Raw genomic sequence first — 23,546 nt, 5'->3', positions numbered from 1 at the left:
AATGAGTCGAATCTTTGAAAACGCAGAGCGAGCAAATATTCTAATGACTAAGGGGGTTAAAGCCATCAAGCATCAGCAATAGTCGATACAAACCATAAGGTGTTTGTATCGACCGAAGGGATGAGTTAGATACCTAATTCATCAAGCAAATCATCCGCATCCATATTGGAATGCTGTTGGCTGATAGCGGGTTTATCCGCCATACGACTCCAGGGTGTAATGCTCTCAACATTAGAGGCTTGAGCACCACTCATACCATGCTGCTCGAGTAGGCTATCGGGATCAAATTCCTCATCATATTCAAACTCATCGAGCTTAATAAATTCAGTTTTATCCATTGCAAATTCGAGGTAGAAAATATGATTATTTTCCGTTTTGAAGGAGACACGCCTCGCCACGGCATCATCTAAGTTAGCATCGATTGAAATGGTCAACTCTTTGTTTATCGTTAACATTTTTGGCTGACTTTGGCTGATTGAGGTTTGTAATTCCTTGGAAATTTTATTGATAAAATCCCCTAAAATCTGGTTCATCAACTCCCCCATCACATTACCGACTTCATCGGAAGTATGGGAAAAAGCTAATTCTTCTTCAGGCATGCCCATATTAAGCATGTAACGACGGTAAATTTCGATCGCCGCAGGGGCAGAAAAGTTAATGACAACCAGCCCTGAAAATCCGCCGTCAAAAATAGAAAAACAGCCCAAGTCAGGTTTTAAACGGGTTCGAGCAATACTTTGCACCATACCCGCATGGCTAACATGGCTTGCACTGGTGCTAGAAAGCACATGGGCAACCGAGTGGCATAACTTCAACAAAATATCGTCTGAAGTCACAATGGTATTTGTAGTCATAATCGATTCTCAAACATAACAGTTGATTAATCTTGCGCGTAAAAGTGTAAAAAATCAAAGTTAAAACAATTAATTAGAGCTATTCAACACAATATTATTCGTTAACAAGATGTAAGTTATTGAATTTAATAAATACTTCACTGTACAGATTTAGGCTAGCCAAAAGTCCGCAAAAATGAGCGATAAAATCATCAATCAGTTTAAGTGCAAGCTAAGATCCTGCTTAAGATCAAAGAAACCCTACATTCCCTACGACTTTACATGAAATTTAATACGCTTATATTCTATAAAAAATCATTCGCAGGTATATTGAAGCCCACTCGTTAAGCGCCTTAAGGACTCCAAATGATCACGTTTTTACGCCAATTCACCATTTTGAAACGTCTTATGATGATGTTAGTGATGGCGGCGATTGGTACTGTCTGCTTTGCTAGTTTTTCAATCAAGGAACAATACAGTAATTTGATTGAACAAAAATGGCTACAAATCGATGGCCAGCTTGGCAGTGTTCTCAGTGTTATTGACGTTTATCGACAGTATGCAGTCAGTAGCAAACTCACTGAACCGGAAGCTAAACAGGCTGCGGCGAGCCTTATTAACCAGACACGTTATGCTGGTGTGGGTTATTTTATTGTTATTGACGATAGCAACCAAATCCTTGCCCATGGTGAAAACCCCAGCCTTATAGGCACCTCAGCGCAAAACTTTAAGCTTCCCAATGGTACTAACCCACTGATAACGATGTTGTCTCAAGCTAGGCAAAATGGAAAGTCGATGCTGGAGTATCCCATTGCAAACCCAGTGTCTAAAAAGGTTGAGGATAAACTCGCTGAAGCCCGCTATTACCCACAATGGGGCTGGACTGTTATTACTGGCGCATACTTAAGCGATGTCAAAGAGAGTCTTGATAATGTGATGATCGATTATCTGATTATCATGTTTTTGATTTCTGTGCCCATTTTTGGCTTCTTCCTTGTACTGAATCATTCAATCACCTCACCGCTGAATGATGCGATTGAAGCGCTTGAAGATATCGCTCAAGGCGAAGGCGATTTGAGTCAACGCCTTAATACCAAAGGTAAAGATGAAGTAGCCCATCTCGCTAGCGCCTTTAATCTATTTGCCCAAAAAATTGGTGATATGGTGGGCCATTTACAACCCTTAGGACAAACCTTAGACAACGATGCCAAAGTTTTGATGCTTGCCGTTGAAGAGTCCAACCAAAGTGCCGAGCATATTCACCGTGAAACAGGCAGCGTGGCTACCGCGGTTAATCAGATGCTTTCCACCACCCATGAAATGGCGAGTAACACTCAACAAGCTGCAGATGCAGATGCAGCAACCAGCGTGAAAAACCAAGCTCAACAAAGCAAAGGTGTGATTGATAACACCGTCCGTGACACCGAGAAGTTAGTGTTAGAACTTAAGGCTGCTGAAGCCATCACTCAAAAACTGGGGCACGCATCTGGTCAAATTGGCAGTATTTTAGATGTGATCCGTGCGATTGCTGAACAAACAAATTTACTCGCTCTCAACGCGGCCATTGAGGCTGCGCGTGCGGGAGCCCATGGACGTGGTTTTGCGGTAGTCGCCGATGAAGTTAGAGCACTCGCCAACCGTACTCAAGACTCCACCAATGAGATCCAAAAAATCATCTCTGAAATACAAACTGGTGTGGGTTCGGTGATGCAAAGCAACAGCCAAACACAACGTCAGTCGGAAGAATTGCAAGCGAAAGTGCAAGAAGCCGGTCATGCGATGGCGACAATTCTTGAACTGATTGCCCATATCAGTGATATGAACACGCAACTGGCAAGTGCGACTGAGGAGCAATCCTTAGTAACAGAAGAGATTAATCGCAATATCTGCAATATTTCGGAGTTAACGGAAGTCTCAGTCAAAGCTAATGACAGTAACAGCCAAGCAGCGCAATCTTTGCAGGATATTAGCCAAGATATGTCTCGCACCTTAGGCCAATTTAAAATCTAATCTAACGAAACCTTGCATCAGATGCCAAAAGAGGACGTATTAATACGTCCTCTTTTCGTTTAAAATTCGACGAAAGTTAAAAAGCATTATTCATGTCTTTTATGCTGTATTTCATGCTATAAGGTGAATTTATAACTTGCACAAATATGTCGATTGAGGAAACGTTTATGCGTATGACCTTAGCCGTACACCCGCGGCAGTACAGCATCCACAGCTTTAGCCCTAATGCGCAAATTCCAAGTCACGTTTTTACTGAAAAGGTCTACTTTATCGGTAAAACTGAAGAAGGTCTCACTCTGGTTGTACCGAGTGAACTCGAACTCGACAGTTTAGAGCAAGAAATGGGGTGGAGTTGTTTAGAAGTGCTCGGGCCACTGGGTTTTTCAATGACGGGCATTTTATCAAAAATAGCAAGTACACTCGCCGATGCGCAAATTAGTATTTTCGCCCTATCCACCTTCGATACCGACTATATTCTCGTCAAGAAAACTTGTCTTCAAAATGCCATTACTGCATTAAGAAAGGCGAGTTATAAAATTATTGAGTCAAACGAAGCGCCGTAATCACGTTAAAGAGTTAAGCCACTATGTACGAAAAATCTGTCACTATCACGGCCAAACATGGTATTCATACCCGTCCTGCTGCACTGTTGGTGAAAGAAGCAAAAACCTTCGATTGTGACGTTTTAGTTGAATGTAACGGCAAGCAAGCCAGCGCCAAAAGCTTATTTAAACTGCAAACATTAGGTTTGTACCACGGCGTAACTGTCAGAGTTTTCGCCGAGGGAGATCAGGCACAGGAAGCCGTCGAAAAAGTCTCGACCTTATTGATTACCCTAAGTTAACAAATCGCCCAATAATATTAGGAATAACTATGTCGATAACGGGGATTATAGTGTCATCGGGTATAGCCTTCGGTAAGGCTTTGCACCTAAGCCATAGCGAAAACCACCTCGATTATCGCCCTATTCCGCTTTCTAGGATCCCCCAGCAGCAAAGTAAATTTCTTAAAGCATTACAGGCACTCAAGCATCAGCTCAGTCTGAGTTTGGCAAAGCTCGAACCCGAAAGTGAAAACTATCAACTGATTGAAGCCGATCTATTACTGCTCGAAGATGACGAGCTGATAGCACAAGTTAAAGAAGCTATCCGCACCCTACAACTTTCTGCCAGTGTCGCTGTTGAGCGGATATTCGCACATCAAGCAAATGAACTCGAATCCTTAGACGATCCTTACCTTGCAAATCGCGCCCAAGATGTACGCTGCCTCGGACAACGCATAGTAACGGCGATTAATGGACGTCTAGAGCAGGGATTAGCCCATCTGTCGGAGCCAACTATACTCTTAGCTCAGGATCTGACCCCGGCAGAGTTTGCTTTACTCCCTAAAGCGCAAATCAGCGGCATAGTGCTTAAAACGGGTGGCCTCACCAGTCATACCGCCATTTTGGCTAGAGCAGCAGGTATTCCAGCCATTCTTAGCTGCCAGTTTGATGCCGAGTTAATCCCAAATGGCACTCCCCTAGTGCTCGATGCCCTAAGTGGTGAACTCTTTGTCAATCCACAGCCGGAACAACAGGCAAGATTAACGGTTACTCTACACCATGAACAGGCACGACGTTTAGCCCTTCAGGCATATCGTGATGTTCCGGCAAAAACACGCGATGGTCATCAAATCGGTCTGATGGCAAACGTCGGTAATTTAAATGAGATAACCCACGTTCAAGATGAAGGGGCTGATGGGATAGGATTGTTCCGCACCGAGTTTATGTTAATGCATACCAGCACCCTGCCGGATGAAAAAGCCCAGTACAATCTTTACTGTGAAGCTTTACATGCGCTTGGAGGCAAAACCTTTACGATTAGAACATTAGATATTGGCGCAGATAAAGAAATGCCCTGCTTATGTCAAGAAGTAGAGGATAATCCGGCGTTAGGTATGCGTGGAGTGAGATACACTTTAGCGCACCCAGAACTCTTCAAGACCCAGCTCCGAGCCATCTTGCGAGCAGCCAACCATGGCCCTATTCGTTTAATGTTTCCGATGGTAAATCAAGTTGAAGAGCTCGACCGTATTTTTGCGTTAATAGCTGAATGCCAAGATGCCCTTGAGGATGAAGAAAAGGGTTATGGAGAACTGAGTTACGGTATAGTGGTCGAGACGCCCGCCGCGGTGATGAACTTAGCTTCTATGCTACCCATGCTGGATTTTGTCAGCATAGGTACCAATGACCTAACCCAATACGCTATGGCGGCGGATCGCACCAATCCGCAACTCACACGGGATTACCCGTCACTTTCACCTGCAATATTAGCGCTGATCAAAATGACTATCATGCAGGCAAAATCCGCTGGGGTAACAGTCTCACTCTGTGGTGAATTAGCCAGTTCACCACAATTGGTCCCCCTGCTTATAGGTATGGGATTGGATGAACTGAGTGTTAATTTAAACTCATTGCTTGAGGTGAAAGCGGCGATTTGCCAAGGGGAATTGGCGAAATTTTCTGCGTTAGCGCACAGTGCAACACAACAGAATAGAATTTCAGATCTTCAGCAGTGTATAACAAACTATAAATAAAACATTTTATTGGTTATGCTGCTTTGCAGACCAAAAGATAACAACAAAAACAAGCGAAGGGGCATCGGATTATGGGATTTTTAAGCCGCATAAGGCGATTGGTATCGGGACAGCCACAACTTGCTGGTGGCATTATGGTTTATGCTCCTGTCAATGGGGAAATTGTCGCGATTGAAAAGGTTCCCGATGTGGTGTTTGCAGAGAAAATTGTGGGTGACGGTATTGCTATCGCCCCAAAAGGAGACACCATTGTCGCACCAATAGACGGCACTATCGGTAAAATTTTTGAAACAAATCATGCCTTTAGCATTGAATCACCACAAGGGTTAGAACTGTTTGTGCACTTTGGTGTAGGAACAGTAGAACTTAGAGGACGTGGTTTTAGTCGTTTGGCAGAAGAAGGACAAGTGGTAAAAGTGGGCGATCCTATTTTATCTTTCGATATTGAATACTTAAAAGATCAAGTCGATAGCCTACTAACCCCAGTAGTGCTTGCCAATATGGAAGATGTGAAATACCTCGATAAAGCTCAGGGCTGCGTGACCGCAGGGAAAGATCCTATTTTTACGGTACAGCTTTAGTCTCCCCAGCTTAAAGCATCCCTCATCCAACTCCCCTCACTTGTTGATATCGCCACTGGCAGTCTAATTAGACTGTCGGTGGTTAAATTTAGCCTAGGGTGCTATTTTCCCTCTATAACGAATAGCCATAAAGAGTTAAAAATTCAGGATCTTCCGCAAGTGATAATTGCCCTACCCCTGATAGTTGCGCTTTGATCTCGGCAAACAACTCCCCGGATATCGTTGTCGCTGAAGGCGGTAAATGTGTTTTCACAATGCGAATACCTGCAATAGATTTATAGGCAATAACACGCCTGACAAATATGCAGTCCTTAGCCCCAATATGGGAAATCGCCTGATTTGATACTTCATGGTCTAATGGAAAATTAGTTTCTCCAACCAATCGCATTTGTAAATAAACACTGTGAGAGGCGAGAATGTTCATACATTCACGCCATTTGGTATTGTTCATCAGCATCTGAGTCAACTTATCTAATAGTTTATATTTTTCAAACAGATAATAACATAAAAAGACCAAGTGTGGAGAGCACTTGGCCTTTGGCTGGAGATGGAATGTGAGTCGAGTTTAGAAGCCTTCAACCCCCGCCATATCGGGAAGATGATGGGCAATCCCTTTATGGCAATCGATACAGGTTTTCTCACCACTGGCTAAGGATGTTGAGTGCATCTGGGCAGCGCGTGGCGACTGTCTAGTAAAGTCCATGTAGGTAAAGTTATGGCAGTTACGGCACTCAAGCGAGTCGTTCGCCTTTAGTCTCGCCCACTCATGTTCGGCCAGTTCGCGACGCTTGTTCTCAAACTTTTCGCGGGTATTGATGGTACCAAACACTTTACCCCACACTTCTTTCGATGCCTGCATCTTACGGGCAATCTTATCGGTCCAGTTGTGCGGCACATGGCAGTCAGGACAAGTCGCACGCACACCACTGCGGTTCGTGAAATGGATAGTCGACTGTAACTCTTGATAGACGTTATTTTCCATTTCATGGCAACCGATACAGAAGGCTTCTTTGTTGGTGGCTTCAAGCGCCGTGTTAAAGCCCCCCCAGAAGATCACCCCCGCCACAAAGCCACCTAAGGTTAAAAAACCTAAACTGTAGTGCACACTCGGACGATTGAGAACTTGCCAGATCTTTTTAAGTTTATCTAACATGCTGACTCCTAGTGTTTATTCTGCTCAGTGTTCGCTTTAATCAGATGATCCATATCCACAAAGTCGTTCTCGACCAGTAATTTGGCATCCAGTTGCGGCACATGGCACTGAGTGCAGAAGTAACGTCTTGGCGAAAGCTCAGCTAAGAAGTTGTTATCCCTATCCATATAGTGAGTCACGCTGACCATAGGCGCTTGGGAGTCCCCCGTGCGGTGTCTGGCATGACATGACATGCACTTGTTAACCTTAAGATCGAGCTGATAGCCGTCGATCTTGTGCGGGATCACCGGAGGTTGCATCGGGTAGTTACGCATCTCTTTGATATCTTTGTTCAGCACCGCCTGCATGGCGGGCGGGTTTGGCTCAACGTTAATTGGCGCCTGACGCAAAGTATCGATTCTGTCCTCAGGAATGCTCGCCGCAGTCACACTGGTCATCATCAGGGTGGAGAAGGCAAGCACACTGAATGCTGAGACTAATTTGAATGTTTTCATCCTGTACTCCTTATACCTTGACGATTTTCACGGCACATTTCTTAAAGTCGGTTTGTTTTGACAGAGGATCTGTCGCATCCAAGGTGACTTTGTTAATGAGCTGACTGGCATCGAACCAAGGTACGAACACAAGTCCCACAGGTGGTTTATTACGGCCACGGGTTTCGACACGGGTTTTGATTTCACCGCGGCGAGACACCACGCGCACTTCATCCCCACGGCGTAAACCGCGTTTTTTCGCATCTTCTGGGTGCATAAAACACACTGCATCGGGGAAGGCACGATAAAGCTCTGGCACGCGTTGCGTCATCGAACCTGAGTGCCAATGCTCTAGCACCCGTCCGGTGGATAACCACATATCGTATTCAGTGTCTGGCGACTCTGCAGGCGGCTCGAAGGGCAAGGCATAAATCACCGCGCGGCCATCGGGCTTACCGTAAAACTCAAAGCCTGAGCCCGGTTTAACATACGGATCGCTGCCCTCACGGAAACGCCATTTGGTTTCTTTACCATTGACCACCGGCCAGCGAATACCATGGGCTTCGTGGTAGGCATCGAAAGGTGCTAAATCGTGACCATGGCCACGGCCAAAGGTAGCGTATTCTTCAAACAGGCCTTTTTGGACATAGAAGCCAAAATGTTTCGCTTCGTTGTTCAAGTATTTAGGATCGGTATCGGCCAGCGGGAACTTATCGACATTGCCATTTTTGTACAGCACTTCAAATAAGGTTTTGCCCTTAAATTGTGGGTTAGCGGCTAAGACTTCCTTCGACCAAACTTCATCGGTCGTAAAGCGCTTAGAGAACTCCATCAACTGCCACAGATCCGAGTGGGAATCGCCCGGCGCCTGCACCATTTGATGCCAGAATTGAGTGCGACGCTCGGCATTACCATAGGCGCCCTCTTTTTCAACCCACATGGCGGTTGGCAGAATTAAGTCCGCAGCCTGAGTCGTTACAGTGGGATAGGCATCGGACACCACAATAAAGTTGGCGGGATTGCGATAGCCAGGTAAGCCTTCCTCATTGATATTCGGCCCCGCCTGCATATTGTTGTTCACTTGTACCCAATAGCAGTTCAAGTCGCCATCTTTTAAGCGGCGGTTTTGCTCGACGGCGTGATAACCGGGTTTTGGCGGAATAATGCCACTGGGGATCTTCCAAATTTCTTCTGCGTGTTTTCTATGCTCAGGGTTAGTCACCACCATGTCGGCGGGTAAACGGTGGGAGAAGGTTCCCACTTCGCGTGCCGTCCCACAGGCTGACGGCTGACCGGTTAACGAGAACGGACTGTTACCGGGAGTTGAAATCTTACCTGTCAGTAAGTGGATGTTATAAATCAGGTTGTTACACCACACACCGCGGGTATGTTGGTTAAAGCCCATGGTCCAGAAGGAAGTGACCTTGGTCTCGGGATCAGCATAGAGTTTGGCCAATTCGATAAGTTTAGCCTCTGGCACACCCGACATCTTGCTGACCTTCTCCACCGTATATTCGGCGACAAAGGCCTTAAAGGTATCGAAATCAATCGGAGTCGAATCCCCTGCCGTTTTCACGTTTTTGGCTTTCTGCTCCAGCGGATGGGTTGGACGTAAGCCATAGCCGATATCCGTGGTACCTTGGCGGAAGTTCACATGCTTCTTAACAAAGTCCCAGTTTACTTTATCGTTTTGAATGATGTAGTTGGCGATAAAGTTCAGGATGGCTAAGTCGGTTTGCGGCGTAAATACAATGGGTAAATCTGCCAAGTCGAAGGAGCGATGCTCAAACGTCGATAAAACTGCGACCTTCACATGGGATGCGCTTAAACGGCGATCAGTGACCCGAGTCCACAGGATGGGGTGCATTTCGGCCATGTTGGAGCCCCAAAGCACAAAGGCATCGGCCGCTTCCATATCGTCGTAACAACCCATAGGCTCATCGATACCGAAGGTACGCATAAAGCCGACAACGGCGGACGCCATACAGTGGCGCGCGTTCGGGTCGATATTGTTAGAGCCAAACCCCGCCTTCATCAGTTTAACCGCGGCATAGCCTTCCCAGACGGTCCACTGCCCCGAGCCAAACATTCCAACTGCGGTAGGGCCTTTGGCCTTGAGGGTTTCTTTCCATTTTTGCGCCATGATATCGAAGGCGCTATCCCAACTAATGGGAGTAAATTCACCGTGCTTGTCATACTTGCCGTCGGTCATTCTTAGCATTGGCGTGGTTAAACGATCGCTGCCGTACATAATTTTCGACAGGAAGTAACCTTTAATACAGTTAAGGCCGCGGTTCACTTCGCTGTTTGCATCGCCGTGGGTGGCAACCACTTTGCCATCACGGGTCGCAACAATCACAGAGCAACCCGTTCCACAGAAACGGCATGGGGCTTTGTTCCACTCTAATTTGGTTTGTTCTGAGCTGGTGATTAAATTGCTCGCCGATGCTGGCAGTGCTAAGCCTGCGGCGCCCGCTGCTGCAATCACCGCATTGGCTTTGATAAAGTCACGTCTATTCATGTTCATTCTTCACCCTCTTCGAGCTCTTCACTCTGGTGGTAAACCATAGTGGCGGACAAGACGCCAGGAATGGCATTAATCTGTTCGATACCGTCCATCAAGGCACGTTGGGAGCCACCTTCAAGTACGACGACGAGTTTCACTTCGTTATTGACAGAGAGTTCGGCATTTTCAATCGCCATAATGTGTTGCCTAACATCCGCCATTTTGTGTGGCATGACTTGCACCACTAGACTCGTGATATGAAGCTCTTTGCTCATCCGACACTCCGCTTATTCATGCTGTTGTTATTGTTCTTTTGGCCTCAACCTGCACCCGGTGGGCCAGTAAAGATTTGGCTAAACCATATGGCAAATCCCAATCCACTCACCAACAACACGGATAAGAGGGGGGCGAGAAATACGGTTAAAAAGATAAAAATTTTCAGTTCTAAGGATTTTTCTGCTGCGCTGTTAGCACTCATGCGTCCTCCAAGAGGTTCATTCCTGTGATGGATTGCTCTGACCAATGCAGGATTTATAGGTATCTCAATTACATCTTTAATCCACGAAATGATCATAGCGTTAAGGTGTTAACAAACTGTATACCTCCAAATCGGTAAACCCTTTGATGCTTGATCCAGATCATCAATTTGGTGATAGATTTAGTTAGATCATGGTTTTTGAGCGTTTTTTTAGATTGTAAACAGATTGATTGGTTATGTTTTCTTATTAACCAATTGCTAAAGCATGGGAAAGAGATAGGCGTAAGGCGACTAAATCGTACAAGTTTTAAACAAAATATACCTTAAGGAGTATTAGGGGATGGTAAAGGAAGGAACAAATTACCAATTATCCACGGCGAAATTGTCTTAACATCTTCGTCAAAGCCTTAACTCACTCAAGATACTGCTAAATCCCCTCCCTTATTGGCTAATTGACCCATCAATTTTTAGATCTTTTAAAAGTCATTCGGCCAATTTATTCGCCATCGGCTTTGCTCTTTAGGGTTAGTGGCCTGCGATAGCCCGTAGTGAAAGCCCATAACGATAGCCCATAGCAAAAATCTACGCCGTCAGTGGCATGTTTGTCGCGGCTAGTGGTAGTTAGGTGAAAATGAGCCATAAAAAAGCCGAACACTAAGGTTCGGCTTTTAATGTTATAGATGATGCATTGCGCTCAACCAACTGAATTTACAGATTAAATCAGTAATGTATCAGCATCATTAACTTAGCAGGATATGGTTTAAGATACGCTTTTCCGAGATGGGATAAGCCGTTCCCAGCGCCTGTGCAAAGCAAGATACGCGGTATTCTTCAATCATCCAACGGGCTTCAATCAGTGCCGCAGGCACGGGCTGTGAGCGTGGCACCTTAGCAAGCTGCGCCGCTAAGGCCTCCTGCACTTTAGTGATACTCTGCATATGCAAACGGTCACGGGTCGGATCGACGGGCAGTTTATCGATACGGGTTTCAATCGCCTTTAAGTAGCGCGCTACATCAGCTAAGCGATTCCAACCACAGGCTTCGACAAATCCCTTGAACACTAATTGGTCTAATTGGCTTTGAATATCACTCATCGCAAAAGCGATATCTAAGCTAATTTTTCCCTTTGTCCGTTTTTTAATGCCTTGATAGAGCGTCAAAATCTGCTCCACTTTTAAGGCGATTTGCTCGGCGGTAGGATTTAGCTCTTGGCGCACCCAATCCTTGGCCTGTTCGAACTGAGCAGCATCGCGCACATCCAACGCCTTTTCATCGAGCAATTGCTGCACGGCTGCGGCAATGATGTCATCAATCAGAATTTGTACTTGGCCAAATGGATTGAAATACATCGCCAGTTTTGCCTTGTTTGGCAGTGCCTGTTGAAGGTGTTTTACTGGCGATGGAATATTGAGTAACAGCAGACGACGAAGACCCTGACGATGCGCCGCCTGTGCCTCAAATTCATCATCAAATAATTTGATAGCAACTGAGTCTTTATTGTCAATCAGTGCAGGGAAAGCCCGTACTTGATAGTTGCCCTTACGCTGCTCAAATTGCTTAGGTAAGTCGCCAAAGGACCACTCGGTGAGCGCTTCCTTTTCAATCCCCTTATCCGCCACTTGACGAATCGCTTTAGCGACCACGCCCTGTAACTCGGCCTTTAAGGTATCGAGTACACGCCCCTGTGCCACTAACTTGCCCTTATCATCCTCAATCTTAAAGTTCATCAGCAAATGCGCGGGCATTTGGGTGACATCAAAATCTTCGGGATTGACGCGCGTGCCACTCATACGCAGCAGCTGTTTGCACATGGCGTCGAGTAAACTGGCGCTAAAGGGCTGCATCGCCTGCACGCAGGCGCGGGCATAATCGGGCGCAGGCACAAAATTACGTCTCAGCCCCTTAGGTAAAGACTTAATCAGCGCAACGCATTTCTCCTCTCGCATCCCCGCCACCAGCCAATCGAAATCCGTATCATCGATTTGATTGAGTAGCGCCACCGGAATATGCACAGAGACGCCATCATCACTCGCCGCGGGGTCGAAGTGATAACTTAATTGCAAACGGATATTGCCCTTGTGCCAAGTGTCAGGGAAATCGAGCGCCGAGATATGATCGGCACTGCGCTGCATCAGCAGAGATTTGTTAAAATCGAGTAAATCGGGCTGAGTCCGGCGTGCTTCTTTCCACCAGCTAAAGAACTTAGGCGCGTTATAGATGCCCTCGGGAATGCGCGGCTCGTAAAAGTCCATTAACACTTGCTCATCGACTAAAATATCGCGGCGACGGGACTTGTGCTCGAGCGCTTCGACATCCTCCAATAACTTTTGGTTAGCGATAAAGAAGGCTTCTTTAGTCTGTAACTGCCCTTCGGCGAGCGCGCTACGGATAAAAATTTCCCGCGCTTCAACAGGATTGATCGGCCCGTATTGCACGCGGCGGCGATGCACCACGGTCAAACCGTAGAGCACTTGGTTTTCAAAGGCAATCACACTGCCCTGTTTCGCCTCAAAATGTGGCTCTAAGTGATTCTTTTTAATCAGATGCGCCGCTAATGGCTCGAGCCACTCAGGCTCAATTTTGGCGCAACAGCGAGCAAACAGCTTAGAAGTTTCGGTCAGCTCCGCCGCCATGATCCATTTCGGGCCTTTTTTCGCCAGTGGTGAACCTGGGAACACAAAAAACTTACGGTTACGGGCACCTAAATATTCGTTGTTATTGTCCTTAAAGCCGATATGGCTAAGCAGACCCGATAACAGCGCACGGTGCAGCGCATCGTAGTTGGCTGGAGTGTCGTTTAAACGCCACTTTAAATCGTGAACCGCTTGTTTTAGCTGACTATATAAATCCTGCCATTCGCGCACACGCAGGTAGGCTAAGTACTCGTCGCGGCATTTTTTACGGAACTGGCTGGCGGATAATTCCTTTTGCTGCTCTTTTAAGTGCTGCCAGAGGTTTACCCAACTGACAAAATCAGACTGGGGATCGGCAAAACGGCGATGGGCTTCATCGGACGCCTGCTTTTTATCCATGGGGCGCTCGCGGGGATCTTGAATCGACAGCCCTGAGGCGATCACTAACACCTCATTTAAGCAACCAAGTTGGTGGCTCTCGACCACCATACGCGCTAAACGCGGATCCACCGGGATCTGTGATAGCTGACGCCCAAGCGGCGTTAACACAATATTGCCCTTCTGCTGCTTAACGGCCTGTAATTCCTCAAGCAGTAAGAAGCCATCGCGAATATGGCGTGGATCGGGCGGCTCAATAAAGGGGAACGCGGCAATATCGCCAAGGCCGATGGCGAGCATCTGCAAAATCACCGACGCCAAATTGGTTCGTAAGATTTCGGGATCGGTAAACGCGGGACGACTGTTAAAATCCGCCTCATCGTATAAACGAATACAAATACCCGGGCCAACACGGCCGCAGCGGCCTTGACGCTGATTGGCACTGGCCTGTGAAATAGGCTCAATAGGTAAACGCTGCACCTTAGTGCGATAACTGTAACGGCTGATCCGCGCAGTCCCAGGGTCAATCACATAACGAATTCCTGGGACTGTCAGCGAGGTTTCTGCCACGTTAGTGGCAAGCACTATGCGCCTTCCAGTATGGCTGCTAAACACCTTAGACTGCTCGCCGTAGGAGAGGCGTGCATACAGCGGCAAAATCTCGGTATCGCGGTAATTGCGACGATTTAGCTGCTCGGCAGTATCACGAATTTCGCGCTCGCCGTTCATAAAGATCAGAATATCGCCCAAGCCTTCGGCGACTAATTCGTCAACGGCGGCAAAAATCCCTTCGATTTGGTCGAGATCCGCTTCAGTATCTTGCACCAGCGGGCGATAACGGGTTTCCACCGGATAGGTCCGGCCAGAGACTTCGATAATAGGTGCATTATTGAAATGCTTAGAGAAACGTTCAACATCAATAGTCGCCGAGGTGATGATGATCTTAAGATCGGGACGTTTTTTCAAGATTTGCTTGAGGTAACCCAAGATAAAATCGATGTTGAGGCTACGTTCATGCGCCTCGTCGATAATGATAGTATCGTATTGATCTAAATAGCGATCCGAGGTTAGCTCCGCCAGTAAAATCCCATCAGTCATCAGCTTAATATAGGATTCACTCTTTAAGGCATCGGCAAAACGCACCTTAAAGCCCACGACTTCGCCGAGCGGACTTTGTAATTCCTCGGCAACACGTGTCGCCACGCTGCGCGCCGCTAAACGGCGCGGCTGGGTATGACCAATAAAACCGCGGCTGCCAAGGCCCAGTTCTAAACAGATTTTAGGCAGTTGCGTGGTTTTACCAGAACCAGTTTCACCCGCAATGATCACCACTTGGTTTTCACTGATGGCTTTAGCGATCTCTTCGCGCATGCCGCTAACGGGCAGATTATCTGGGTATTGGATATTCGGGCGCGCCTTAAGACGCTGCTCGACCTTTTCGAACGCTGCTTGCGCCTGCTCGGCCAGTTTGGCTAACTCTTGGGTTTTCTTGTCAGAATCGGCTTCTTTATTGAGCTTAAATAAACGGCGGCGGATCCGCGAGGCATCACTTTGAAAGCACTGCTTGAGAAAGTCGCTCGATAGCGGATGTTTGTCAGAGTTCAAAACCAAATTCCATTGCTAGCATCGAAAACAGCGATCCTAGCAAGGAACGTGACGTATTGGTACGACTAATTTGGCCTCAAAAGGATGAAAAATAGGCAAATTAATCCCCTTTTGAAGAGCTTAGCGCTTAGAGCTTAGGCGGGGGCTAAGTAACATTGTTGCATATAAACATTCATGGCACGCAGCACATTGGTGCGGTTTATTGTACCAACGACTTTGCCCTGCTCAACCACTGGATAAATCTTAGGTTTAGGGCCAAGCATCTGTTCTGCTAATTGCAAAATGCTGTCATCGGGACCGACATACAAGACTTCGGTGCGCATACAGTCTTTTACTACTGCCGTCATATCGCAGTGATAACTACTTTTAAGCATGACAGCTAAGCAATCTTGCTGGGATAAAAATCCCACTAAATCGCCGTTATCATCCACGACAGCGGCGCCCATCTTGTTATTGTCTAACAGTTTTTCAACCGCAGTAGCCAGCGACATATTGGCGCGTAGCAACACGGGCTGGCGGTCCATATGTTCGCGCACTTTTATTGAATCCATGATGTTCCCCTTTCTATATCCTTAACAAACACAGTTAAAGCCTCCTTTTGTAGTCTAGTCAAGATCTCGCGAGTGTTAAGTGATTAATACCGATTGAACTTATCTGAAGGTTAAATAACCCTGATGCAGAATGAGATTCTTTGGAAAATTAAAGAATAACGCTATTGAGCACACAGAAAGATAAGAGATTAAATATAGACATGAGCGGACAGAAAAACGCAGATTTTGCCCAGATTTTTTTCCAGAAGCAACAAGGGGAATCAGTAACATACTGATTCCCCTTGCTTTTATATGGCGGGAGAGAGGGAGTCCACTTCATGACATAACGCATTGAAAAATATAATTAAAATATACCAAAAACAGGGCTGCATTACTTTTTGCATTACTTCCGATTTTTGATATTTTCTTCAATTAGACCAATGATTTACCCTGGGAATCCGACTCCTCAGCTTCAGTTCAAAACAACAACATAACCAATTGTATTTAATGGTTTTATTTCCATTTCAAAAAAGTCAACAAAAATTTAAAACAAATAACGCTAATCGTCATTTTTGACCAATATTCGCACATCTGTGATTTATTTTGATAGCTTCAATACCTAGATAAGACGTTCTTTGAGTAATGGGGTTATCACTAACAGCCAGCTGTGAAGCTTAAAAAAGAATCTTATTCTGTAAAAAACTGGCGACGAATTATGGACATCATCTCTTCTCAATTTCTTTATAACGATAAGAAATAATTAAATTTATCCAAATCATTAAATTCTATTGGGGCATGATGGGGCTTGGTTACTTTGATAACGTCATCTTCAATAATCATGGTGAAACCACCACTTCGGATAACATTCCCCTGAATAGTATATTGATAATCGTTAAACTCTAACGCTTCGATTACCTCTTCCAGTTTCATAAATTACCTCATTTTTCCGTTTTTCATACTTGCACAACCAAAATAACACACAGGGGCAACCTAGGATACCTTACTTATATTATTAGCACAGCTTCGGTCAGACTTTCCCCACATGCTCGACAAATCTAAAACTTAAAAGCGAGTGAATAATCACGCTAAGATATTTTATTTGCTGAAGTACTCTCTCTAAATAAGTTTAAAAGTACCAACATGAATTAGGACGAGTCTATTTAAGAAAGTTAAAGTATGATGTTAGCCATCACTTCGCTCATTGTCATGCGGTCAGTACGTTGAAGTATACCAACGGTTAACATAACTTTCCCATTATCGAATAAAAATATCAAAAAATCATCGACATAATAATATACTTCTACTAATTTATGCATAGGCACTCCGGTGTAATGGGGTTTCTCTTGGTCTAAAATTCTGAGCTCAACGAGGGCAATTTGTTCAAATGTTCTTATCCGGAGTTTATGCACCCTATTCTTTATGGCTAAGTTTTTTCACAGCTTGATCTCTGGTGAGTTATGACGCAACAAGATTTGATTTTTATCGGTGATATTCATGGGCAAGACGGAAAGCTTCGTGCACTGCTCGAGCATCTCGATTTTATTGCGGATCTGCTTCAAGAACGTCGCCACCTTGTTTTCATCGGCGATCTGATCGATAACGGCCACGAAGTCGGAATCGATCATCAAGGGGTTTTAACCTTGGTCAAGGATCTATGCGATCAGGGACTCGCATGTTGCTTGATGGGAAACCATGAATTTAATGCCGTTGGTTGGGCACTAAAGCACCCAGATACAGGCTTACCGCTTCGCAGCCACAATGATAACAACCGCAAACAGCATCAACTTTTCCTTCAAGATGTGGACGAGGGAAGTGAGTTACATAAAGCTTGGATTGACTGGTTTATGAAGCTGCCTCTCTTTTATGATTTTGGTCATGTCAGGGCTATTCATGCTTGCTGGCACGAGGCGACCATCCAAAGAATTCTGCCATATCTCAACGAGGATAACAGCTTGAAGGTTGAGCATTGGCCCAATGCCTTCGACGAGCGGCACGAGCTATATCAGCTATGTGAAATCTTGCTCAAGGGTCCAGAATTAGCATTACCGCAAGGTTATAGCTTCCAGGATAAAACGGGGACTGAGCGTCACAGAGTCCGGATAAAATGGTGGAGTGAAGAGGCCAAAACCTATAGAGATATAGCCCAAGTACAGCCAAATATGGTCAATCGTATCCCTCCTATTCCACTGGCTGATGAACATTGCAATCCGATAATAGAGATACCAGTTGTTATTGGTCACTACACTCTAGCTGGACTCCCTGCACCACTCAGCGCTAAGGTGGTATGTGTCGATTACAACGCGGCCAGTGTGCAAGAAGAGCTGGTAGCTTACAGCTGGTGGCATGATGAGACGCAACATCAACTGCATGAGCGCAACTTTAACTACTTAAGCGACATGGAGTTTGGTCAAAAGGGAGTTGCGGCGATAAGGCTGTTATTTGACCAGCTTGCCGATCGCTATACCTCTGTACTATTAAAGCCAGAAAAATGCGAGGAGATCCGTCAGTGTCTGCTGAACCATTGGGATCCAGCCTTCGTCAACGGATTCGATGAGTGCAGTGACGAATATGACAACTATATAACCCCTTTGGCTACTTTGGCTCAACAAGCAAGCTGGGGGGAGTTATCCTGCTATCTGATGGGTATAACCAAAAGCTATTTCAATCAGGAGTTGGACTCTGACGCTGCAGACCGATTAGCCAAGCGCTTACGGCTGGTGATGAATTCAGAGCTGGATTGAGCGCAGATGTATACCAACAATCTCTTAATTAGGAAAGTAGATATGACACGATATTTGAAAGTGGGTGATAGTTGCAAAGTGTGTAGTACTCCCCGAGTAGACATTATCCATCAGACATTGCTCGAGATACTAGAGCTGCGCCCGTCGATTAAATCGATTCCAGAGAGCGTGTTAGCAAAGGGGAAGGATTTTTATGCTATTTGCCCATGCTGCGATGCTTATGCATTAGGGATAGAACTGTCCACAGGCTTTCCATTCACCGAAGCCGATGGCAACATCACCAATATCCAAGAACTGACTTCAAGATCCGATTGGGGTTACTAAATCACAAAATGCTTGTGTACATAAGCTCATCCAAGCCAAGCGCTTATTCCCGAGTAAGAATGCATGACTATGAATCGACCATGTAGCAATTCATCGACTGTACGCCTAGCTGTTATACCACCGGATAGCATGCATCTCCCCAAAGTGTTTCAGGATGAGTCATCATTATTTCTATAATCAATGGTACAAGTTTGCTGAGTAAACTAGCGGAATCTTTAAGTTGCTTGCGATTAACAGAGCTATTCCATGTTGCACCACCATGGATTAATTGGTTGCGCATCGTATAAAGGCGATTAAAAATAACACCAAGCAGAATAGGAGTATTACCACTCGATAAGGCGTGACTCGCCATCTTTTTACCTTGCAAAAGCCGCTCTTTCCATTTGTCTTCAGTTATTTTACCACTATGGAAATCCCAAAAACTTTGTAGCACGAACGGGGTATCAAGCAAGATACGGATGCTCCCCGAAAACTCCCGCCAAACTAACAGATCTATCTGTTTTTGTTTATCTAACTCGCACAGCTTCTCTAAAAAACCTTTAAAAGATTCTTGTTCTGACAACTTAAATCGTTCATCAATCTCAGTGGCATAAGCAGCATTAAATGCTATCCAGAGAAAAATAAAACGACCATCGTCATCATCCGCCATTTCAGCTCGTTGCAACCAGCTTAACGCTCGATGAACTCGCAAGTTAAGATTGGTCGGTGACTGTTCACGTAATATCCTTTGTTGATTTTTTAGCTGTACAAAATCCATTGCAATTTGTCCCTTTAAGATTTTTCTCAGCAATGAGAACTCGTTCAATATATAAACCATAAACGAGTTGCCACATGTTAAGTAAACAATCGTTCGACTCGTTATTCAATCAATAACTGTACTTCGACTCTGCGATTTCTTGGATCTGAAGGTTCTATACCTTCCAGAGGTTTGGACTCACCATATCCAGCAACGACTATACGCTTAGATGTACTAGCGTCTAATGTACCAATTAACTCCCTCCTAGCTTCTCTAGCTCTTGCTGCAGAGAGAGTGAAGTTATCATCATAAACAGTACAAAATCTTTGATAATCAGTCACTGGTCGGCTAACAGGAATATTATCTGTGTAACCTTCTACCAAAATTTTTGCTTTAGGATTGTCGAGCAAAAAACTGACCAATTGAGCTTGTATTGCATTTACCGCTGCTTTGGATTCAGTATTGAGGCAAGCGCTCCCCCGTTCAAAAACACCATCACGGAGAGTTAACCTTCTCGTAGCTTTATCTAAAGCGATGAGTTCTGATGCATTAGAGTTTCGTAACATTTCATCTAATAATGTAGTCACCTTCAGTAATGGATCATCTTTCTTTTCCGACGCTTTAGCTAACTCCTCTTTGTAACGAAGATCACTCATGCTTTTTTGCAAAACTGCCACAACAAGCAATAGCATTACTACAGCCATTACTCCAGCCATAAGATCTGAAATGGCTATCCATTCACTAGGTTTTTCTTTCATATGATTTCATCAGTTTGGCTCACGCCACTTCAGACTCCAGTGGACCATTACCTGCTTCTAGTACTTCGCGTACTTTTTGAATTTCTGAGAGAAGAGCTTGTTGATTAATTGTAATTTCTGGTAACGGACTCAATGCTAGTAATAGCTGTTGTGAGTGGGGAGATGTATTAAGTAATCGAATTAATTCTGGTAGTGCTAACAAAGACTGAATAATTGTATCTGAACGTTCAATCGCTCCATTTACTGCGCTCTCAAGTTTTAGACTATTTTTATCCTGACTCTCATTGCTTGAAATGAAATCCTGTCTAAACTGTACTAGCTCTGTTCGTAGCAAATCTTGATGAGCTGAAAGTTCCACTAATGGTGCTAAAGCTGTAGGTAAGTTTGACAGATTGCAAATGACTTCTTGTAAATGCAATTCATTTTTCTTAAGTGAATCACCAATACTACGCATTTTCTGATTAGAATCGGAAATAGCTTTTAACCCCTCTTGAATCTTATTACTTACCTTCTCACTATTCTGTGTAGCCATTTCAATATTTTCATTTAATGTGGAGCTAGACACAGTAAACTCATTAGCAGCCTTTTGTTGAATTTTAAGTGCTTCGCCAATGGAGTCTTTCACATCGCCCATGGTTTGTTTAACATCTGAAGATAAAACAGAAAGAGCAGTAGATATCTCTCTCGTTGCAGATCCAAGTTGAGAACTTCCTCGCTCCAATGTTTCTGATGCTTGTAAGCTCATATCGTTAATCGCCTGGCCTAAATCGTTGCGCACATTATCCAGTACTTCAGTAAATTGAGCCTGGAATGAGTCAATTGCACCAACTAACTCATTTGCCGCAATCCCAACTTGATTAGCACCACTAGCCATATGCTGAGCAGCCTCACTCATATTTTCGACCACTTTTTGGGTGTTATGGGTAAAGTCATGCATTGCGATATTTGTAGCTTGGGATTCAACATGAACAAGTTTGACACTTTCTTTGACTTCCTTAGTTGCGATGCAAACATGCTCTACAGCTAACTCAACACGTTTAAGACTGCTCTCAATGATCTTCCTAGTTTGCGAATGAGAATGACTAAATTCATCATTGAATTTTTGGAGTCCTTCTTGGATTGCAACTTGACCACTCAACTTCAGCGCTTCAATATCCTCACGTAAATGAGTCGAAAATTGCTCAAGCGAATGTAAACCTTGTTCATGTTGAACTTTATGCTGAGCTCTCAACTGATTAAACTCAGCAGATAAAACTTCGGTTATGTTGCGCGAGGCTATAGCTATTGTAGAAAATAAAGCAGCTTGCTTTTCTGAGCTCAAATCTAAGTTTTGTTGTTTTCGTTTCTCTAGTTCAACTTTTACTTTGCTAATGACCCAATTGAGGCGCTTTTCGTCAAAACGCGCAAATTCGCTCCATATTTTAAGAAATATAAAACCTGTAATGCCCCAAGTAGAGGTTTTAAATTTTGTACCTAATCCATTCAGTAGACCTAACAAGTGCTGCATACTGTCTGCAGCACCTGTAGCATCAAGCGCATTTGGCTGACCCAGAATATTAGATGCATGATTAAGTGCCATACCTAATCCAAGAAATGTGCCGAGCAATCCTACAACTAGTAGTAAGCTAGGCATTAATTCCACCAACTTTTCAGGAGCAGTCGCAACTGCATTCCACAAATCAGTTACACTACCATGCTCAATTTCGATGTTATCACTTGGCTTATTAGGTGTTCCACGATTCCATTTGACCTCCCACGACTTAGGCTTTGCAATCACATGAGCACTAATTATCGTAAATGACATCATGAAAAGGATAAGAAATAGGAAAGTTACTTGAAGCGGATCGCTAAGATCAGGGATTAAAAAATTTAGCACGGCATCAAAGTTCATACCGCTACCTCTAAAATAGCATCCATACGGTCTTTAGCTTCTTGCTGGAAAATGTTTGCATAGTCTGTGATAAGTGATTGGTCACCTTCCTCTAATGCACTGAAGGGAATATTATGTTCAGCACATTCGATAAGTAACTTCCCAATATACTGTCCATCTTCCAGTAAATAACTGCGGTCATCACTTTCAATCTGTTCTTCAGTTTTCTCCAATAATTGTAAAAAACCTTCCGCTGCACCAACATATCTTTCTACATCACGTTGCTGGCTCGCTAAGCTATCGAGTGCTTGCTTTTGTTCAGGAACGCTATTTTCAAGTATGGATAGCTGAGATGACTCTTCATTTGAGAGTTCTTCTTGGATTTTTTTAGCTAAAACAAGGCGATTTAATAGCATTTTATCTTTAGCATAGTTTGCATTTGCCTTAGCCCATTCATCTCCCAACGATTGAGCTTGTTTTGCCCAGGAAGCAATCAGTTCTTCAAAAACAAAAGGTGTCAATTTTTTATTGTAAAGTCGGGTTAAAACTCTGTCTAAACGTTCAGCGGCATTTTTGCTAAGTTCTGGGTTTGACTTGATAAGATCTGAAGCAATACGAATTAGAAACAGGTCATCTGAACTCAAATCGTCCACTGTTAATGCCGAACGTAACTTCTTATCCGACATATTAAGTAACTTTTGGGTAGCCCGAAGACGCAAATAATGCTCAAAATCGGTAGGTTCTGATTCAATTGCCATACCTAATTCTTTTTTAGCAATTTCAAAATCATTTATTGCAGATGCTAATTCTAGATTATGCCGTTGATCTTGAGGAATCACTTCATCTTCTGCAAATCTCAGCTCAGCCTGATGTTGCTTTGCAAGAACTAACTCTTCTTCAGTAAGCAAGTCATTCGCTTGCTCCATGTCATCTTGTTGTTTGTTTTTGTCTAAAATATCTTCACGGTTTTTCTGCCAGCGCTGAGCAAGTTTAATGGCCCATTTGATTGCTGCATCCATTTTTTTTGCAATTGGAGATTTTTCAAATGCAGTCAATGCGCCTAGCCCTTTCTCTAGCATCACTAGGGCTGAACGCATCCATGGATATGGAGCTAGTTTTGATGCGTTAAGTAAAGCAGTCCGAATATGCTGCACAAAAGGTTTTACTACTTTCCAAGCTTTTTTTACGCCACCAATAAATACCTCAGCTTTCTCAGCCATCCATCCAACAACTTTTCCTGCAACATTCTTGGCCGTCTCGTATGCTGAACTAACAGCATTTGATACTGCACTTACCGCTGAGCTTACAAAATTACACGCATTACTGAACCAACCCATTTACTCTCTCCTTTTGTTTTCTG

At 44.5% G+C, this 23,546-nt stretch carries 21 protein-coding genes; 7 read left to right on the top strand and 14 right to left on the bottom strand.

Annotated features, from left to right (window positions below):
* Positions 1-125 precede the first annotated feature (125 nt).
* On the bottom strand, positions 126-854 hold the full coding sequence (locus SHD_RS15865; protein ID WP_023268046.1) for a DUF3334 family protein: 729 nt from the start codon (positions 852-854) through the stop codon (positions 126-128).
* A 345-nt stretch (positions 855-1,199) separates the two neighbouring features.
* On the opposite strand from SHD_RS15865, the gene SHD_RS15860 reads away from it, so the two are divergent.
* The 5 genes from SHD_RS15860 to crr all read left to right on the top strand — a co-directional run bounded on the left by SHD_RS15860 (position 1,200) and on the right by crr (position 6,001).
* Positions 1,200-2,843, top strand: a complete 1,644-nt coding sequence (locus SHD_RS15860; RefSeq protein ID WP_023268045.1) for a methyl-accepting chemotaxis protein — start codon at positions 1,200-1,202, stop codon at positions 2,841-2,843.
* A 167-nt stretch (positions 2,844-3,010) separates the two neighbouring features.
* The gene (locus tag SHD_RS15855; protein WP_039978536.1) at positions 3,011-3,406 is read left to right on the top strand and encodes an ACT domain-containing protein; all 396 of its coding nucleotides are present in this window, start codon (positions 3,011-3,013) and stop codon (positions 3,404-3,406) included.
* A gap of 23 nt (positions 3,407-3,429) precedes the next feature.
* A complete protein-coding gene (locus SHD_RS15850) occupies positions 3,430-3,687 on the top strand; it encodes an HPr family phosphocarrier protein (protein ID WP_023268043.1) in 258 nt (85 codons plus the stop codon).
* Between the two features lie 29 nt (positions 3,688-3,716).
* Entirely contained in the window at positions 3,717-5,420 is a 1,704-nt protein-coding gene (gene ptsP / locus SHD_RS15845; protein WP_039978535.1) for a phosphoenolpyruvate--protein phosphotransferase, read from the top strand.
* Between the two features lie 71 nt (positions 5,421-5,491).
* Entirely contained in the window at positions 5,492-6,001 is a 510-nt protein-coding gene (crr, locus tag SHD_RS15840; RefSeq protein ID WP_023268041.1) for a PTS glucose transporter subunit IIA, read from the top strand.
* 112 nt (positions 6,002-6,113) lie between these two features.
* Here the strand turns inward: crr and SHD_RS15835 are convergent, their stop codons facing one another.
* The 9 genes from SHD_RS15835 to SHD_RS15795 form a co-directional block, all read right to left on the bottom strand.
* Positions 6,114-6,425 carry a hypothetical protein gene (locus SHD_RS15835; RefSeq protein WP_235056977.1) on the bottom strand — a complete coding sequence of 104 codons (312 nt, stop codon included), beginning with the start codon at positions 6,423-6,425 and terminating at the stop codon, positions 6,114-6,116.
* Between the two features lie 141 nt (positions 6,426-6,566).
* Positions 6,567-7,154: a cytochrome c3 family protein gene (locus SHD_RS15830; RefSeq protein WP_023268039.1), complete on the bottom strand. Its 588-nt coding sequence runs from the start codon at positions 7,152-7,154 to the stop codon at positions 6,567-6,569.
* 8 nt (positions 7,155-7,162) lie between these two features.
* Positions 7,163-7,648 (bottom strand): nitrate reductase cytochrome c-type subunit, encoded by a 486-nt coding sequence (locus SHD_RS15825; RefSeq protein ID WP_023268038.1) that lies wholly within the window; start codon positions 7,646-7,648, stop codon positions 7,163-7,165.
* Positions 7,649-7,658: 10 nt separating this feature from the next.
* Complete coding sequence (napA, locus tag SHD_RS15820) at positions 7,659-10,148, bottom strand: nitrate reductase catalytic subunit NapA (RefSeq protein WP_039978548.1); 2,490 nt, start codon at positions 10,146-10,148, stop codon at positions 7,659-7,661.
* 2 nt (positions 10,149-10,150) lie between these two features.
* Entirely contained in the window at positions 10,151-10,408 is a 258-nt protein-coding gene (locus SHD_RS15815; protein WP_023268036.1) for a chaperone NapD, read from the bottom strand.
* Positions 10,409-10,452: 44 nt separating this feature from the next.
* Positions 10,453-10,611: a periplasmic nitrate reductase, NapE protein gene (locus SHD_RS15810; protein ID WP_011716898.1), complete on the bottom strand. Its 159-nt coding sequence runs from the start codon at positions 10,609-10,611 to the stop codon at positions 10,453-10,455.
* A gap of 740 nt (positions 10,612-11,351) precedes the next feature.
* Positions 11,352-15,233, bottom strand: coding sequence for an ATP-dependent RNA helicase HrpA (gene hrpA, locus SHD_RS15805; protein ID WP_023268034.1), 3,882 nt, complete (start codon positions 15,231-15,233; stop codon positions 11,352-11,354).
* 128 nt (positions 15,234-15,361) lie between these two features.
* Positions 15,362-15,778 carry a CBS domain-containing protein gene (locus SHD_RS15800; RefSeq protein ID WP_023268033.1) on the bottom strand — a complete coding sequence of 139 codons (417 nt, stop codon included), beginning with the start codon at positions 15,776-15,778 and terminating at the stop codon, positions 15,362-15,364.
* Positions 15,779-16,498: 720 nt separating this feature from the next.
* Positions 16,499-16,687, bottom strand: coding sequence for a hypothetical protein (locus tag SHD_RS15795; RefSeq protein WP_023268032.1), 189 nt, complete (start codon positions 16,685-16,687; stop codon positions 16,499-16,501).
* A gap of 527 nt (positions 16,688-17,214) precedes the next feature.
* Here SHD_RS15795 and SHD_RS15785 point away from each other — a divergent pair.
* Both SHD_RS15785 and SHD_RS15780 read left to right on the top strand, forming a co-directional pair.
* Positions 17,215-18,498, top strand: a complete 1,284-nt coding sequence (locus SHD_RS15785; RefSeq protein WP_023268031.1) for a metallophosphoesterase — start codon at positions 17,215-17,217, stop codon at positions 18,496-18,498.
* A gap of 42 nt (positions 18,499-18,540) precedes the next feature.
* Entirely contained in the window at positions 18,541-18,822 is a 282-nt protein-coding gene (locus SHD_RS15780; protein WP_039978533.1) for a hypothetical protein, read from the top strand.
* A gap of 112 nt (positions 18,823-18,934) precedes the next feature.
* Here SHD_RS15780 and SHD_RS15775 read toward each other — a convergent pair whose 3' ends face one another.
* The 4 genes from SHD_RS15775 to SHD_RS15760 form a co-directional block, all read right to left on the bottom strand.
* A complete protein-coding gene (locus SHD_RS15775; RefSeq protein ID WP_039978547.1) occupies positions 18,935-19,579 on the bottom strand; it encodes a HEPN domain-containing protein in 645 nt (214 codons plus the stop codon).
* A gap of 101 nt (positions 19,580-19,680) precedes the next feature.
* Complete coding sequence (locus SHD_RS15770) at positions 19,681-20,316, bottom strand: OmpA/MotB family protein (RefSeq protein WP_023268028.1); 636 nt, start codon at positions 20,314-20,316, stop codon at positions 19,681-19,683.
* Between the two features lie 19 nt (positions 20,317-20,335).
* Positions 20,336-22,207, bottom strand: coding sequence for a methyl-accepting chemotaxis protein (locus SHD_RS21455; RefSeq protein ID WP_023268027.1), 1,872 nt, complete (start codon positions 22,205-22,207; stop codon positions 20,336-20,338).
* On the bottom strand, positions 22,204-23,523 hold the full coding sequence (locus tag SHD_RS15760; protein WP_023268026.1) for a hypothetical protein: 1,320 nt from the start codon (positions 23,521-23,523) through the stop codon (positions 22,204-22,206). The genes SHD_RS21455 and SHD_RS15760 overlap by 4 nt, the downstream gene beginning before the upstream one ends.
* Between the last annotated feature and the right edge of the window lie 23 nt (positions 23,524-23,546).

Origin of the sequence: Shewanella decolorationis S12, assembly GCF_000485795.1 — a bacterium.
Lineage (GTDB): Bacteria > Pseudomonadota > Gammaproteobacteria > Enterobacterales > Shewanellaceae > Shewanella > Shewanella decolorationis.
Note: the sequence above shows the minus strand (reverse complement) of the source record. Positions and strands in the feature narration are given on the sequence as shown.

What these genes read in the sequence shown, in the direction of transcription:
- SHD_RS15865 (WP_023268046.1), bottom strand. Translation starts at nt 854, where the DNA reads ATGACTACAAATACCATTGTGACTTCAGACGATATTTTGTTGAAGTTA.
- SHD_RS15860 (WP_023268045.1), top strand. Translation starts at nt 1,200, where the DNA reads ATGATCACGTTTTTACGCCAATTCACCATTTTGAAACGTCTTATGATG.
- SHD_RS15855 (WP_039978536.1), top strand. Translation starts at nt 3,011, where the DNA reads ATGCGTATGACCTTAGCCGTACACCCGCGGCAGTACAGCATCCACAGC.
- SHD_RS15850 (WP_023268043.1), top strand. Translation starts at nt 3,430, where the DNA reads ATGTACGAAAAATCTGTCACTATCACGGCCAAACATGGTATTCATACC.
- ptsP (WP_039978535.1), top strand. Translation starts at nt 3,717, where the DNA reads ATGTCGATAACGGGGATTATAGTGTCATCGGGTATAGCCTTCGGTAAG.
- crr (WP_023268041.1), top strand. Translation starts at nt 5,492, where the DNA reads ATGGGATTTTTAAGCCGCATAAGGCGATTGGTATCGGGACAGCCACAA.
- SHD_RS15835 (WP_235056977.1), bottom strand. Translation starts at nt 6,425, where the DNA reads ATGAACATTCTCGCCTCTCACAGTGTTTATTTACAAATGCGATTGGTT.
- SHD_RS15830 (WP_023268039.1), bottom strand. Translation starts at nt 7,154, where the DNA reads ATGTTAGATAAACTTAAAAAGATCTGGCAAGTTCTCAATCGTCCGAGT.
- SHD_RS15825 (WP_023268038.1), bottom strand. Translation starts at nt 7,648, where the DNA reads ATGAAAACATTCAAATTAGTCTCAGCATTCAGTGTGCTTGCCTTCTCC.
- napA (WP_039978548.1), bottom strand. Translation starts at nt 10,148, where the DNA reads ATGAATAGACGTGACTTTATCAAAGCCAATGCGGTGATTGCAGCAGCG.
- SHD_RS15815 (WP_023268036.1), bottom strand. Translation starts at nt 10,408, where the DNA reads ATGAGCAAAGAGCTTCATATCACGAGTCTAGTGGTGCAAGTCATGCCA.
- SHD_RS15810 (WP_011716898.1), bottom strand. Translation starts at nt 10,611, where the DNA reads ATGAGTGCTAACAGCGCAGCAGAAAAATCCTTAGAACTGAAAATTTTT.
- SHD_RS15800 (WP_023268033.1), bottom strand. Translation starts at nt 15,778, where the DNA reads ATGGATTCAATAAAAGTGCGCGAACATATGGACCGCCAGCCCGTGTTG.
- SHD_RS15795 (WP_023268032.1), bottom strand. Translation starts at nt 16,687, where the DNA reads ATGAAACTGGAAGAGGTAATCGAAGCGTTAGAGTTTAACGATTATCAA.
- SHD_RS15785 (WP_023268031.1), top strand. Translation starts at nt 17,215, where the DNA reads ATGACGCAACAAGATTTGATTTTTATCGGTGATATTCATGGGCAAGAC.
- SHD_RS15780 (WP_039978533.1), top strand. Translation starts at nt 18,541, where the DNA reads ATGACACGATATTTGAAAGTGGGTGATAGTTGCAAAGTGTGTAGTACT.
- SHD_RS15775 (WP_039978547.1), bottom strand. Translation starts at nt 19,579, where the DNA reads ATGGATTTTGTACAGCTAAAAAATCAACAAAGGATATTACGTGAACAG.
- SHD_RS15770 (WP_023268028.1), bottom strand. Translation starts at nt 20,316, where the DNA reads ATGAAAGAAAAACCTAGTGAATGGATAGCCATTTCAGATCTTATGGCT.
- SHD_RS21455 (WP_023268027.1), bottom strand. Translation starts at nt 22,207, where the DNA reads ATGAACTTTGATGCCGTGCTAAATTTTTTAATCCCTGATCTTAGCGAT.
- SHD_RS15760 (WP_023268026.1), bottom strand. Translation starts at nt 23,523, where the DNA reads ATGGGTTGGTTCAGTAATGCGTGTAATTTTGTAAGCTCAGCGGTAAGT.